Here is a 12,466-nt window from a genome sequence, read left to right as displayed (position 1 = left end):
ACTACGTTTCGTTTGGTGAGGTCGCAAGCGCCGCCACAGCGCGGTAGGGCATACTCGCAATCCATGAGCAATACGCGCGATTTCGGAGAGCAACCCAACGATGAAACCTCGAGCTTTCCGCACCAGACAACTGAAAACTACGCACAGGCACCATATGTGCCAAGCGGTGGCGTGTACACGGTGCCGCCACAATCCCAGGCCCCGAAGCGTCGCGCAGGCGTAGGAACCGCCTTTGCGGTTGCGTTGGTGACCGCCCTCGCGGCCGGTGCCGGTGCGGGTTACGTTGCGGGGTCGGCGGGATCGTCGCAAAGCGCAGATGCTCCGAGTGGAGAGCAGGCGCAAGAAAACGCCCTGGAGAATCCCTCTGTGTCGAATGCCGCGGAGGCACCAGATGGATCGGTAGAGAAGGTGGCGGCGCAGGTGCTGCCGTCGGTGGTGTCCATTGAGGTGGCCACGCGCTCTGGTGGGGCGGAGGGATCCGGCTCCATCATTTCCTCTGATGGGTATGTGCTGACCAACCACCATGTGATTGCCGCAGGTGCGCAGCCGGGGACCGAAATTCAAGTCACGCTCAACGATGGTTCTCGCCACCGCGCGCAGTATGTTGCCTCCGATGTGAACACCGACATTGGCGTGCTCAAGATCGAGGGCGTAGACAACTTGCCGGTGGTGCAGTTCGGCAATTCTAACGACCTGCGCGTGGGCCAGCAGGTCGTGGCGGTCGGCTCGCCGTTGGGTCTGTCTGCGACGGTGACCTCAGGTATTGTCTCTGCGCTCAACCGACCGGTGCGCGCGAGCCAGGGTGGCGGCGAGAGCTCGCTGATGGACGGCATCCAGACGGATGCGGCGATCAACCCCGGTAACTCGGGCGGCCCGTTGGTGGATATGAACGGCAACCTGATCGGTATGAACTCGGCGATTGCGTCGCTGTCCCAGAGCAGCTTTGGCGGAGAGAGCTCCGGCGGTTCGATCGGTCTTGGGTTCTCCATTCCGTCGAACTTTGCCAAGCGAGTGGCGGACCAGCTGATCCGTAATGGTGAGGCGACGCAACCGATGCTGGGTGTGCAGGTCAGCATCGCGCAGGCGATTACTGGTGGTGCCGTGGTTGCCGCGGTGGAACCTGGCAGTCCTGCGGAGCAGGCTGGTCTGAAGCCGGGGGATGTGATCACGCGGTTGAATGACCGACTTATAGATTCAGCCGACGCGTTGATTGCCGCTACCCGTTCGCAGGACTTTGGCCAGACAGTGACGCTGCAAGTGGAGCGTCAAGGAGAAGGTGAGCCGATTCCGGTAGAGGTGACCCTCAGCACAGAGTAAGTTCTTTAGAGACTTGCAATATTTTCTCACCGCGCTGACGGACGGGAGCCCGTTTTACGATGACTGAACTGTATGACTCGGTTGATCTTGCTGATCTGGACATGAACGAGCCGGACGATGCAACCCTTCGTGCCTCTGAGCTGGAGCAGGCTGCGCCGGAATCGCCGCGTGCCATTGTTGTGTTGGTGGGGGATCGTCGATACGACGCCCCCGGCGATAACACCGACAAGATGGTGGTGGAGCTCCTTAGCGAGTTCAATTACCGGGTTGACGGTGTGGTGCGGGTGAAGTCGAAGAAGTCCGATATCCGCAAGGCGATTGAGACCGGTGTCGTCGGTGGTGTGGACTTGGTGCTCACGCTCGGTGGTACGGGTGTTGGTCCGCGCGATAAGACGCCGGAGGCGACGCGCGGCATCATCGATAAGGTGGTGCCGGGGGTGAGCCAGGCGATTCGGGCGTCGGGGCAGGCGTGTGGCGCGGTTGATGCGTGCACCTCCCGCGGCATTTGCGGTGTATCCGGCTCTACGGTGGTGGTGAACCTGGCGTCGAGCCGTCAGGCGATTCGCGATGGCGTATCGACGATTGCCCCGCTGGTCACCCACCTCATCGGCGAACTCAACCAGTACTCGGTGTAGATAGCGCGCGGTGACAGTGCAGATGGAACGCAAGAGAAGAAGAGTCGTGCGTCGTGCGGATGTGGATTACGACCGCACGGCGGATAAGGCGCCGTCGCAACAACGCAAAAGCCCGGCGTTCGACGGCGAGCGCGAAGTGCTACTCGATGACGAAGAGCCGGGCTTGACTGGCCGCGCCTTCTACGAAGAGCAGCGGCCGCCGCATCACGGGGATTAGTTCAGCGGCTTCTGGGTGGAGTTCGGGTTCTGGTTGGACAGCAGGTCGCGGATTTCCGCGAGCAGCTCGGTCTCGGTCGGAGCCGGCTCCTCTGGGTCGACGCCCTTGTGACGCTTCTGTGCCTCGTCGAGCTTGTTCATCGGCATGACCAGCAGGAAGTAGATCACTGCAGCGATGAGCAGGAAGTTGATGATTGCGGTGATCAGTGCACCGAAGTCAACGAAGGTAGCCTCGTTGCCCTCACGGACGAAGAAGCCGAGGCCGGAGTAGTCCACGCCGCCGAGGGCTGCGAGGAACGGGTTGATGATGGAATCGGAAAATGCGGTGACGACAGCGGTGAAAGCTGCACCAATCACAACGCCAACGGCAAGGTCAATGACGTTGCCGCGCATGATGAAATCTTTAAAACCTTGAAGCATGTTAGGGAATACTAGGCGGTTGTATATGACGACTCAAAAGTAAGGTCAATGGGCCATCCAACGAGGCTGCAGCAACGGCTTCTGCTTGAGACTGCCGAAATAGCACAAGAACTGTACCTTTCTCACCTGAAGTAACCACGCGCCCGCCAGTCGCGACAGTGCGCGGCCCTTGTGCGATCACGTCCACCCGTGCACCGTGATGCAGCAGCGGAATGATGTCTGATTCCGCGACCGGAACCGGCACCAGAGAGAACTCTTCGCCGGGTGGTTCCTCCGCAACCAAGGTTGCGGTGAGATCCGGTCCGACAAGGCGTGTGGAGGTCAACACCTCACCAGCTGATGCCGCCGCGGCAAGAAGTTGGCCCTCCGCCAGCGCGAGATCAGACAGTGCCCCCTGCGGTACTGCGTCAGCTGGAAGTCGCCGCAGGGCCACGTCCTCGCCGGTAAGCGTGGTGCCGGGCGCAACCTCACGGGCAAAGACAACCACCGCTGGATCATCGCGTGACACACCGACGATGACGTGCAACGCCGCGGCGATGACAAGAACCACCGCAACGATGCGGCGAATGATGACAGACCGGCGGTATCCGGGCGTGCGCAACTGTGCGAACTGTGCGTGAAGGTCCATAGGTATCTGACGGACCCTGCGCTACCCCGGTTCCCTCAGACCCTAAAAAATCCGCTTGGGGTGATGATGTAGTCCACGGGTTGGTCGTGGTCGTCGCAAGGCACGGCGTCCACGATGTCCGCGTCGTAGACCACCGCGGCCACCGGTACGTTGAGTCCTGCAAGCGCACGGTCGTAATAGCCTTTGCCTTTACCTAGGCGCATCCCGCCTCGGTCCACCGCGAGTGCCGGCGCGACGATCAACCCGCACGAGCGCAACACCTGGGAGGTGAATCGTGCGCCGGTGGGCTCGACGACTCCGAGTGCACCGGTTGCACCGGCGTCGTCGGCTGCGGCTGGGGACCACGCCAGCTCGCCGCTGCTGAGCGAGATTGGCAAGAACACCGTGCGGGCGGGCCCGGTAAGACGTGTCGCGAAATCGGCTGGGCCCGGCTCAGTAGCCAACGGGTTGTAGGCCGCGATGTTGGTCCCCACCGCATTCGTCTCACGCAAACACGCCAGTGTGTGCGACACAATCGCGTCGTCAAGTGACTGCTTACGTGCAGTGTCTGCGGCTAATTCGCGCCGGGTGGAGAGGTGGGCTCGTCGTAAAGCATCTTTTGCATTGACGGCTGGTGTGGATTGAGACACGGAACTCCTTGGGTCGCTCACCGGGTTTACAGGGGCGTCAGGTTAAGCTCATGACTTATGCGGAATTCTACTGACCACACTGCTGCGGCCCCGGCTGCCACGGACGGCAACGCGTTTTCGCTGAAGACGGTTGTTGTTCCTGCTGCTGGTATGGGGACGCGTTTTTTGCCGGCGACGAAGACTGTGCCGAAGGAGTTGCTGCCGGTGGTGGACACTCCGGGCATTGAGTTGATCGCCCAGGAGGCTGCGGCCTGTGGTGCGCAGCGTTTGGCGGTGGTGGTGGCGCCGAATAAGGAAGAGATCATGCGCCACTTCGGTGACTTTGCCGAGTTGCAGGATCTCATGGTCGCGCGCGGCAAGGAAGAGCAGGCTGAAAAGGTTGCTCGTGCTGGCGAGCTGATTCAGGCTGTTGCGGTTGAGCAGGATCAGCCCCTCGGCCTGGGTCATGCTGTGGGGTGTGCGGAGCAGGCGCTTGACGACGACGAAGATGCCGTGGCCGTCATGTTGCCGGATGATCTTGTGCTGCCGATGGGGGTGATGGACAAGATGGTCGAAGTGCGCAATCGCCTCGGTGGGTCTGTGCTGTGCGCGTTTAACGTCTCGCGTGAAGAGGTGTTTAACTACGGCGTGTTTGATGTTGAGGATGCGGGGGAGTCCTTTGATGGCATCGAGGTGTTGAAGGTGCGTGGCATGGTGGAAAAGCCTGCTGTGGAGGATGCGCCGTCGACGCTTGTGGCTACTGGCCGGTATTTGTTGGATTGTGGCATTTTTGATGCGCTGCGTCGTATTACCCCGGGTAAGGGCGGCGAGCTGCAGTTAACTGATGCCATTGAGTTGATGATCTCTGAAGGCCACCCGGTGCATGTGGTGGTTCATGAGGGCAAGCGCCATGACCTGGGCAACCCGGGTGGTTATATTCCGGCGAATGTGGACTTTGGTCTGCACGACGAAAAGTACGGGCCGGCGTTGTACACGGCGTTGAAGAAGATCATCACCGAATACGAAGCAGAACACCCCGAACTGACAAACTAAGGCGAAAGTAAGGCGGGTACATCCATGCGCAGCGTTGAGGAGCAGCTTGCAGCGGTGATTGATGCTGCCGTTGCGCCGGAGCCCATCCGCGTCGCACTCACTGATGCCCTCGGGCTGCGGTGCGCGGAGGAAATCGCCGCCACCCGCCAGGTTCCCGGTTTTGCTCAGGCTGCCATCGACGGGTTTGCGGTTCGCGCCGTCGACGTCGGCGGTACCGCAGGTCTGCGCAGGCGACCAGCAGCTGGCGCCGAGGATGAGTCCGAAGCGGACGCCGAAGAGCAGAAGGCCCCGCGCCCGGCGCCCGATCGTGCGCTGCCGGTCGTCGGTGAGGTGCCCGCCGGATCTCAGAAGCCGCTGCGCCTCCAACCGCGCCAGGCGGTGCGTGTGGCCACGGGCGCACCACTGCCCACCCTGGCTGATGCTGTGTTGCCGCTGGAGTGGACCGACCGCGGCCGCAAGCGCGTGACTCCGCTGCGCCCCGTGCGCACCGGTGACTTTGTGCGCAAGGCCGGCGACGATATCCAGCCCGGCGACGTTGCCGTGCGCCAGGGCACCATCTTCGGTCCCGCGCAGGTGGGGCTGGCTGCTGCGGCCGGTCGCGACAAGGTGCTCGTTTACCCGCGCCCGCGAGTGACGGTGATGAGCTACGGTCTGGAACTCGTCGATTTGGAGCGCGACCCCGGTTTGGGTCAAGTCTTCGACATCGCTTCCTACGCTGTGGCTGCCGCTGCTGAAGAGGCTGGCGCTGAGGTGCAACGCGCGGGCATCATCAACGCGGAGCCGCGCCGCATGCGCGAGACCATCGCCGGTTACGTGGATAAGAGCGAGTGCATCATCATCACCGGCGCCGTCGGTGGCTCCGGTGCTGCGGCGATCCAGGAGATCCTGCGCGAGATGGGGCAGATCGACACCACCCGCGTTGCCATGCACCCTGGCTCCGTTCAGGGCTTCGGCGTGCTGGGGGAGGAGAGGATCCCAGTGTTCCTCTTGCCCTCGAATCCGGTGAGCGCTCTGGTGATTACGGAGACCATCGTCCGGCCACTCATCCGCCGTGCCCTCGGGGCGCCGACGATCACGCGTCAGACGGTGCGTGCGCGTTCGTTGCGTCCGATGGAGTCCATCGACGGTCGTCGGGGCTACATTCGCGCCCGCCTCATGCGAGACAGCGAGACCGGCGAGTACCTCGTGGAGCCGCTGAGCGTGCTCGACGCCGGCCCGACCCACTTGCTGGCTGGGTTTGCGGAGGCCAACGCCATGATCCACTTGCCAGAGGGTGCCACCCACGTGCGCCCGGGCGACGAGGTGGACGTCGAGTTCATCCGGCAGCGCAGCTAGCGTGTTTGCCATGTTTCGCCCGCCCACACCGGGCTGGCCAGAACTGACCCCTGCCGTCGGGCTGCCGGACGGTGCGCGTGTGCAGTTGCGTCCGCTGCGCGGTAGTGATGGGGCGGATTGGTGTGAGACGCGCGTCGTCGATAGGCAATGGCTCGCGCCTGTCGAGCCCACAGTGGACGGCACCTGGGAGGACGCCCACTCGCATGCAGCGTGGCGCAACTCGTGGCTCAACCTCAAACGCATGGCGCAGCAGGGCACGGTGGTGCCGATGGTCATCGAGGTCGACGGCGCGTTTGCCGGCCAAGTGACGTTGGGCAACATCCAGCACGGGATCGTCTCCGAATGTTGGATCGGCTACTGGGTGCATTCGCCGTATATGGGTCGCGGGGTCGCGTCGGCGGCGTGTGCACTCGGCGTGGATCACGCCTTCGGGCGCGTGGGTCTGCACCGTGTGACGGCGACGTATCTGCCGGGCAATCCTGCCTCTGGCAAGGTGCTGCGCACCAACGGCTTTGTGGAGGAAGGCTATTTGCGACGCAACCTGCACATCGACGGGCAGTGGCGTGACCATCACTTCGTCGCCATCAATATCGACGACTATCCCACGACCGCGGTGCAACGGCTCCGCCGCGCGGGTCGGCTTGTCTAGGTTGTCTGGTTTTTGAATTCCTTTCTGTGACCACGGCGCGCCAACCCGCCGAGTGTCGGTTGTGCCGATACCGTGGCGTGAAGTGTCTATTGGGTGCATGTAGTTGCGGAAAGGTCTGTGATGGGCAGCTCGAGCTTATTGATCGTTTTGATCCTCATCGTGTGGGTGATCGTGCTCGCGCCGTTGGCGGTGGGGAATAACAAGCCGATTCGCCGCTCCGGTGAGGGCTACGAAGAGACGCGCGTGCTGCACAAAGGTGGCGACGCCCCCATGGCAACCCGCCGTCGCCCGAAGCTGACCCAGGCTGACATCCACCGCCACGACGACGCAGATGACGATTACGAGGTTGTCGAGGCTGTCGCCGAGGAGGAGCAGGTGCTTATCGACGACGCCCCGAACCTGCGCCTCTTCAAATCCGCACAGGCCGAAGACGCTGCCCAGGACGACAACACCGTCGATGGCGAAGTTATCGAGCACGTCGCCGACGAGGCTGACGCTGAATCCCAGGACGAGGCTGCACCCGCCGAGTCTGAGGAATCTGTCGAGACCGCTGAATCTGCTGAGACCGCCAGTGTTGTCGCCGCAGAGGCTGGCGGCTCGACCGCAATCTCTGTGCTCGTCCAGAACGAAGAAGGCGCTGAACACACCGCTGAAGAAGCTGTCGAGGAAGACCTCTACGAGCTCGACGAGACGTACACCTCGCCGGCGGACCTGGGCTACGCCACCGCAGACACCGTCACAGACGCAGACACGGACACAGGCGCTGAGGCTGAGGTCGCTGACGCTGAAGGTGCGGAGGACGCAGAGGACAACCCGGACGCTGTCGAGGCCGTCGACGCTGAGGATGCTGTGGACGCAGACGCAGACGCAGACGCAGACACAGACGCTGAAGACGCGGCCGAAAACGATATCGTCGACGAGGCAGACATCGCATTTGCGGCGTCGCGTCGTGGCCGCGGTGGCTACGACCCACAGCGCGAGCAAGCAGCCAAGGCCACGCGCCAGCAGCGCCGCCAGCGCACGCTGCTCGGTCTGCTTGCAGCGTGTGTGATCACGTTTGTAGCCGCGTTCGTCGCCGGTGGCTGGGTGTGGGCGCTCAACATCGTCGCGCTCGGCCTGACCGCGTGGTACATGATCGCACTGCGCCACACCGTGCTGCAGGAGCGCGCACTGCACCAGCGTCGTCTCCGCCAGCTGCGTCGCGCGCGCCTGGGTGTCGCTCTGGGTGATGAGGCCAACTCGCGCGAGCGCGTTGCTCGTCGCTACTCGGGCTCGGTGATCCTGGATCTTGACGACGACAGCCCCGACTTCGACGCACTGCCCGTTTCTCGCTTCACTCCGCCAGAAGGCGACCACGACCGGGCCGACTACCGCGATATCCGCGACCGCTTCGCTGCACGCGCCAGCTAGTGCTTATAACCAGGCGATTTAACCACATCGGGTTGCAGGAGTAACGTGGCAATCGCCTTCAAGAGGCGCCCTTGAGGGGCTATAGCTCAGTTGGTAGAGCGTCGCGTTCGCAATGCGAAGGTCAGGGGTTCGATTCCCCTTAGCTCCACTTTCCGCCCCGCACGATAGAACGATCGTGCGGGGCTTTCGCTATGGAAAGGATTGGTCACAGTGTCCGCGCAGAAGATTCGCCGCGCAGTGCTCATCGTTGCGCTGCTGAACCTCGCGTACTTCTTCGTTGAGTTCGTCGCTGCGATAACGATTGGTTCCGCATCATTGTTTGCGGACTCGGCCGACTTCCTCGAAGACACCGCTATCAACCTGCTCGTGTTTGTTGCGGTTGCATGGCCTGCTTCGAGGCGACGCGCTGCCGGCAGTGTCCTCGCCGCCCTGATCTTGATCCCGGCGGTGGCAGCCGTGGTGACTGTGGTGGTCAAGATTTTGAACCCAGAGCCACCCTCACCGGAAGGGCTGACCGGTGTTGCGCTCGGCGCGCTGGCGGTCAACCTGATCTGTGCCGTGATCCTGCTGCGGCTGCGCGACGAAGGCTCGTCGCTTGCCACCGGCGCGTGGCTCGCGGCACGCAACGACGCGTTGGCCAACGTGCTCATCATCGTCGCGGGATTGCTGACCTTCGTGTGGCACACCGCGTGGTTCGACATCATCGTCGGCGCGATCATCGCTGCGGTGAACTTTTCGGCGGCGAAGGAAGTGTGGGAGGCCTCCCGCGAGGAGTACGACTCGGTCGAGGACGCCTTCGCCGAAATGGACGACGACTAGTCCCACACTCCGGATCTGCCACGCTTCCACGTGCCGATGAGGTTCGTGTCCAAGATGCCGGTGGACTCCATCAGCGCGTACATGGTCACCGGTCCGACGAAGGTGAACCCCCGCTTCTTCAGATCCTTGGCTAACTGTGCAGACTCGTCGGATTGTGTCGGGACTTCCGCCATCGTGCGCGGGGCAGGGGTTGTTTCCGGCTTGTAGGACCAGATGAACTCGCCCAGGTGCGTGCCCTCCTCGCGCAGGGCAAGTGTTGCCTTGGCGTTGGTCACGGCGGCTTGGAGTTTGCGGCGGTTGCGGATCAAGGTGTCGTCGTCAAGCAAATGCTCAATGCTCATGCCCGCGACCACCTCCGGGTCGAAGTTTGCGAAGGCGTCGCGGAACGCATCGCGCTTTTGCAGGATCAACCGCCACGACAAGCCCACCTGGAAGCCCTCGAGGCAGACGCGTTCAAACATGCCCCGCTCGTCGCGTACGGGGTCGCCCCACTCTGCGTCGTAGTAGTCGCGCAGCAGGGGATCGGTTGCGGCCCATGGCGGGCGCGCACGGCCGTCTTCGCCGACGACGGGCCATCCTGCGGCGTCTGGAAGTTGGTCAGTTTCGTTCATCTTGTTTTCACTCATAACTATTGGACTCGTTTCTACCCCATTCGGTTCCACGGGTACGCTCATTGGCATGAATAGGCCTGCCGTACGTGACTTTGCGCTGCTCCTTTTGCGTCTTGTCCTCGGCACCGTATTTGTCGCCCGCGGGTTTCAACACTGGTTTGACACCGGCATGGCGCAAACCGGGCGCGATTTCGCGGCACTCGGGGTGCCGCAGCCACAACTGTCCGCATACCTGACTGGTACCGCTGAACTTATCGGTGGGGCGTTTTTGGCAGTGGGGCTGCTCACTACGATCGTCGCGTCGGTGCTGACGCTGCTCGTGCTCGCCGCGGGGTATTTCGTGCACCTGGATAACGGGTTCTTCGTGGAAAACGCCGGGATCGAGTACCCGCTGGTGCTAGCTGCGGCGTTGTTTATCATCATCGTGTTCGGCACCGGTCGTGCGAGTTTGGATGGGGTGTTAACGCGTGCTTAGCCACGAGGAAGTTCAGGCAGCGCTGTCTGCGCGTATCGACGGCGAACCGGCCGGTCTCGACGACGCCGTCGTCGACGCACACCTGGCGAGCTGTGATGAGTGCCAGGCCTTCCTCGACCAGGCCCTGGTGCTCTCCCATGAGTTCGTGCCGCAGGAGCGTCCCGCGATGGCCCCGCCGCAGGATCTGTCAGAGGTGATCCTGGCAAGCGTGGACGACGAATGGCGCAAGCTCTCGCAACGGCGCGCTTTCGGCCTTGCCATCGGGCGCACTCTGCTTTTCGCCATGGCGGTGGCGTGGGTGCTGTGGGCCATCAGCCTCATCGTTGCGGGTGGGGAAGAGCCGGTGGTGGCGTCTAGCGCGTCTGTACGCCTCGGTGTGGCGCTCGCGCTGGCGTTTACGGCGTGGAAGCCGCGTCAGATCCCGGGCGTGCTGCTGATCGTGGGGTCGATGTTCACCTTCACGGTCGGCTTCGCGGTGCGCGACGCGGTCCTTGGCGCGGGTGAGTTTGAACCCGCCGCGGTATTCATCCCGTTTGTCAGCGTGATCGCGCTGGTGTGGACGTGGTTCGCGGACCGCGGCGGGGAAGTGCGCCGAGCGTGGCGCATTCTCGGCGCCAACCCGTTGTAGTTATTTCCAGCTGGTTATTTCCAGCTCGGCAGCCACATGAGGGATTCGTAGTAGGAATCCGGGATGCGCAGGCCGTAGAAGATCGGGGACCAGTAGAAGAAGCTTGCCGCGACCAAGGCGATGTAGACCACGGCAGCGAGTTGACCCCAGCGCATCTCAAAGCCTGCGACCTTGTTGACCCACCCCCACGTCACGGGTCCGCCCTTCTTCGAAAGGTTGCCCACCGCCAGCGCAAGCAGCACCGCCGTAAACGGCACCAGTGCGGTGGCGTAGAAGAAATACATCTGACGGTCGAATGCAGCCAGCCACGGGAGGAAACCGGCGGCGAAGGCGATCACCGGAACGATGACGCGGAAGTCCTTGCGGGTCAGCCAGACCCAGCACGCCCAGAGCAGGACTGGCACGGTGAGCCACCAGATGGCAGGGGTGCCGAACATGTAAATCATCTCGCGGCAGGTGCCATCACCCGGGGCGACCTTGCACTCCAAGTCAGTGGCGGAGTAGTAGAGGATCGGGCGCGCAGAGACGAGCCATGCCCACGGCTTGGAATCCCACGGGTGCGAGTGGCCACTCGAGGACGTCAGGGATGCGTGGAAGTTCAGGACGGAGAAGTGGTAGTACAGCCAGCCAGCGACGGAATCGGGCAGGTTTGTCAGCCAGGGCCAGTCGGAGCCGGCGATGGTGCCGTCTGCAAGCGAGTGGCGGTACACAGAGGTCTCAGAGGCGAACCAGGCGCGCCAGGACCAGATGTAAAGCAGTGCTGGGATGAGCACGATCGAGGCGAGTGCAGCTGGGACGTCGCGAAGCAAGGTGCCAGCGACCGGCTTTTCCACGCCGTAGCGGCGGCGCAGGTAGAGGTCCCAGAACGACGACAACAGGCCGAAGAACATGATGTAGTACAGGCCTGACCACTTCACCGACAGCGCAAGACCAAGGGCGACACCGGTGGCGAAGCGCCACCAGCGGAAGCCCATCCGTGGGCCGAACGGGCCGGTGCCGTCCAACTTGCCGGCCAGCCAGGCATCGTGCCAGCGGTGGTGTACCTCGCGCATGTCGCCGGCGAGCGTCCAGGCGGCAATGACGATAAACAGGACCTGGAAGATATCCAGCATGCCGAATTTGGCGGCGACGAGCAGGACGCCGTCGAAAAGTGCGATGATGCCCGCGACCACACCGATAGAGGTGGACTGGCTCACGCGGCGCGCGATGAGGAACACGAACACGATCACCGCGGTGCCAAACAGTGCGGTGATGATGCGCCAACCCAAAGGCGTGTAGCCGAAGATGGTTTCGCCGAGCGCCAGCAGCTGCTTGCCCAGCGGCGGGTGCACGACAAGACCGTAGCCCGGGTTCGACTCAATGCCGCCGAGCACGGGGTTAAAGGAGCTACGCACCATGTCCCAGCCCTGCGGCACGTAGTGCTTCTCGTCGAAGACCGGGGTGCCGGAACTGGTTGGCTGGGTCAGCCCCAGGAACCTGGTAAACAGCGCGAGGACACCGATCACGCTGGCGGCGATGGTGTCGCGGCGCGTCCACGGCACCGATACGGGTGCGGTGGGGGCCGGTCGGCTCGGGCGGACTTTGCGCGCCGCGCCTGGTTCGTCTGGCGCCGGGGTGGCGTTGGAAGTGCTCGCGATAGTGGTCACGGACGAAGATACTAGC

General features: G+C 63.0%; 15 protein-coding genes and 1 tRNA gene. 11 read left to right on the top strand and 5 right to left on the bottom strand.

The genetic code is table 11. The features are described 5' to 3' along the window. Positions 1 to 63 precede the first annotated feature (63 nt). From HMPREF2690_RS06380 to HMPREF2690_RS06370, 3 genes are read left to right on the top strand one after another with little or no spacing between them, the layout of a single operon-like run. Entirely contained in the window at positions 64 to 1,317 is a 1,254-nt protein-coding gene (locus HMPREF2690_RS06380) for a S1C family serine protease (protein ID WP_083320328.1), read from the top strand. A 59-nt stretch (positions 1,318 to 1,376) separates the two neighbouring features. After that, positions 1,377 to 1,952 (top strand): MogA/MoaB family molybdenum cofactor biosynthesis protein, encoded by a 576-nt coding sequence (locus tag HMPREF2690_RS06375; protein ID WP_070421423.1) that lies wholly within the window; start codon positions 1,377 to 1,379, stop codon positions 1,950 to 1,952. 10 nt (positions 1,953 to 1,962) lie between these two features. Further along, the gene (locus tag HMPREF2690_RS06370) at positions 1,963 to 2,169 is read left to right on the top strand and encodes a hypothetical protein (protein WP_224212929.1); all 207 of its coding nucleotides are present in this window, start codon (positions 1,963 to 1,965) and stop codon (positions 2,167 to 2,169) included. On the opposite strand, the gene mscL is transcribed toward HMPREF2690_RS06370, so the two are convergent. From mscL to HMPREF2690_RS06355, 3 genes are read right to left on the bottom strand one after another with little or no spacing between them, the layout of a single operon-like run. After that, positions 2,166 to 2,588, bottom strand: a complete 423-nt coding sequence (mscL, locus tag HMPREF2690_RS06365) for a large conductance mechanosensitive channel protein MscL (protein WP_070421421.1) — start codon at positions 2,586 to 2,588, stop codon at positions 2,166 to 2,168. The two genes, HMPREF2690_RS06370 and mscL, sit on opposite strands and share 4 nt — an antisense overlap. A 1-nt stretch (position 2,589) precedes the next feature. Then, positions 2,590 to 3,216, bottom strand: coding sequence for an SAF domain-containing protein (locus HMPREF2690_RS06360; protein WP_070820443.1), 627 nt, complete (start codon positions 3,214 to 3,216; stop codon positions 2,590 to 2,592). A 35-nt stretch (positions 3,217 to 3,251) separates the two neighbouring features. After that, the gene (locus tag HMPREF2690_RS06355; RefSeq protein ID WP_070421419.1) at positions 3,252 to 3,845 is read right to left on the bottom strand and encodes a 5-formyltetrahydrofolate cyclo-ligase; all 594 of its coding nucleotides are present in this window, start codon (positions 3,843 to 3,845) and stop codon (positions 3,252 to 3,254) included. A gap of 57 nt (positions 3,846 to 3,902) precedes the next feature. Between HMPREF2690_RS06355 and HMPREF2690_RS06350 the strand changes: the two genes are divergently transcribed. From HMPREF2690_RS06350 to HMPREF2690_RS06325, 6 genes are all read left to right on the top strand, one after another. Continuing rightward, entirely contained in the window at positions 3,903 to 4,877 is a 975-nt protein-coding gene (locus tag HMPREF2690_RS06350; protein WP_070820442.1) for a UTP--glucose-1-phosphate uridylyltransferase, read from the top strand. Between the two features lie 24 nt (positions 4,878 to 4,901). Beyond that, complete coding sequence (gene glp / locus HMPREF2690_RS06345) at positions 4,902 to 6,212, top strand: molybdotransferase-like divisome protein Glp (protein WP_070421417.1); 1,311 nt, start codon at positions 4,902 to 4,904, stop codon at positions 6,210 to 6,212. A gap of 10 nt (positions 6,213 to 6,222) precedes the next feature. Further along, positions 6,223 to 6,861: a GNAT family N-acetyltransferase gene (locus HMPREF2690_RS06340; protein WP_070421481.1), complete on the top strand. Its 639-nt coding sequence runs from the start codon at positions 6,223 to 6,225 to the stop codon at positions 6,859 to 6,861. A 120-nt stretch (positions 6,862 to 6,981) separates the two neighbouring features. Beyond that, entirely contained in the window at positions 6,982 to 8,271 is a 1,290-nt protein-coding gene (gene glpR, locus HMPREF2690_RS06335) for a divisome protein SepX/GlpR (RefSeq protein WP_070820441.1), read from the top strand. A gap of 75 nt (positions 8,272 to 8,346) precedes the next feature. Continuing rightward, positions 8,347 to 8,419: transfer RNA gene (locus HMPREF2690_RS06330), tRNA-Ala, on the top strand. A gap of 62 nt (positions 8,420 to 8,481) precedes the next feature. Further along, a complete protein-coding gene (locus HMPREF2690_RS06325) occupies positions 8,482 to 9,090 on the top strand; it encodes a cation efflux transmembrane domain-containing protein (protein ID WP_349018364.1) in 609 nt (202 codons plus the stop codon). Here the strand turns inward: HMPREF2690_RS06325 and HMPREF2690_RS06320 are convergent. After that, positions 9,087 to 9,716: a DNA-3-methyladenine glycosylase I gene (locus HMPREF2690_RS06320; RefSeq protein WP_246815441.1), complete on the bottom strand. Its 630-nt coding sequence runs from the start codon at positions 9,714 to 9,716 to the stop codon at positions 9,087 to 9,089. The two genes, HMPREF2690_RS06325 and HMPREF2690_RS06320, sit on opposite strands and share 4 nt — an antisense overlap. 52 nt (positions 9,717 to 9,768) lie before the next feature. Between HMPREF2690_RS06320 and HMPREF2690_RS06315 the strand changes: the two genes are divergently transcribed. Then, positions 9,769 to 10,176: a DoxX family protein gene (locus HMPREF2690_RS06315; RefSeq protein WP_070421414.1), complete on the top strand. Its 408-nt coding sequence runs from the start codon at positions 9,769 to 9,771 to the stop codon at positions 10,174 to 10,176. Beyond that, entirely contained in the window at positions 10,169 to 10,804 is a 636-nt protein-coding gene (locus HMPREF2690_RS06310; RefSeq protein ID WP_070483668.1) for a zf-HC2 domain-containing protein, read from the top strand. Before HMPREF2690_RS06315 ends, HMPREF2690_RS06310 begins: the two co-directional genes overlap by 8 nt. 14 nt (positions 10,805 to 10,818) lie before the next feature. On the opposite strand, the gene HMPREF2690_RS06305 is transcribed toward HMPREF2690_RS06310, so the two are convergent. Then, positions 10,819 to 12,450: a dolichyl-phosphate-mannose--protein mannosyltransferase gene (locus tag HMPREF2690_RS06305; RefSeq protein WP_371326015.1), complete on the bottom strand. Its 1,632-nt coding sequence runs from the start codon at positions 12,448 to 12,450 to the stop codon at positions 10,819 to 10,821. Positions 12,451 to 12,466: the final 16 nt, after the last annotated feature.

Origin of the sequence: Corynebacterium sp. HMSC034E11 (genome assembly GCF_001835905.1) — a bacterium.
Lineage (GTDB): Bacteria > Actinomycetota > Actinomycetes > Mycobacteriales > Mycobacteriaceae > Corynebacterium > Corynebacterium coyleae.
This window is presented reverse-complemented; position numbering and strand designations above follow the sequence as displayed.

Bases quoted from the DNA above. Each gene is read 5' to 3' on its own strand.
- HMPREF2690_RS06315 (WP_070421414.1), top strand. From the start codon at position 9,769: ATGAATAGGCCTGCCGTACGTGACTTTGCGCTGCTCCTTTTGCGTCTT.
- HMPREF2690_RS06340 (WP_070421481.1), top strand. From the start codon at position 6,223: ATGTTTCGCCCGCCCACACCGGGCTGGCCAGAACTGACCCCTGCCGTC.
- glpR (WP_070820441.1), top strand. From the start codon at position 6,982: ATGGGCAGCTCGAGCTTATTGATCGTTTTGATCCTCATCGTGTGGGTG.
- HMPREF2690_RS06375 (WP_070421423.1), top strand. From the start codon at position 1,377: ATGACTGAACTGTATGACTCGGTTGATCTTGCTGATCTGGACATGAAC.
- mscL (WP_070421421.1), bottom strand. From the start codon at position 2,588: ATGCTTCAAGGTTTTAAAGATTTCATCATGCGCGGCAACGTCATTGAC.
- HMPREF2690_RS06380 (WP_083320328.1), top strand. From the start codon at position 64: ATGAGCAATACGCGCGATTTCGGAGAGCAACCCAACGATGAAACCTCG.
- HMPREF2690_RS06350 (WP_070820442.1), top strand. From the start codon at position 3,903: ATGCGGAATTCTACTGACCACACTGCTGCGGCCCCGGCTGCCACGGAC.
- HMPREF2690_RS06360 (WP_070820443.1), bottom strand. From the start codon at position 3,216: ATGGACCTTCACGCACAGTTCGCACAGTTGCGCACGCCCGGATACCGC.
- HMPREF2690_RS06320 (WP_246815441.1), bottom strand. From the start codon at position 9,716: ATGAGTGAAAACAAGATGAACGAAACTGACCAACTTCCAGACGCCGCA.
- glp (WP_070421417.1), top strand. From the start codon at position 4,902: ATGCGCAGCGTTGAGGAGCAGCTTGCAGCGGTGATTGATGCTGCCGTT.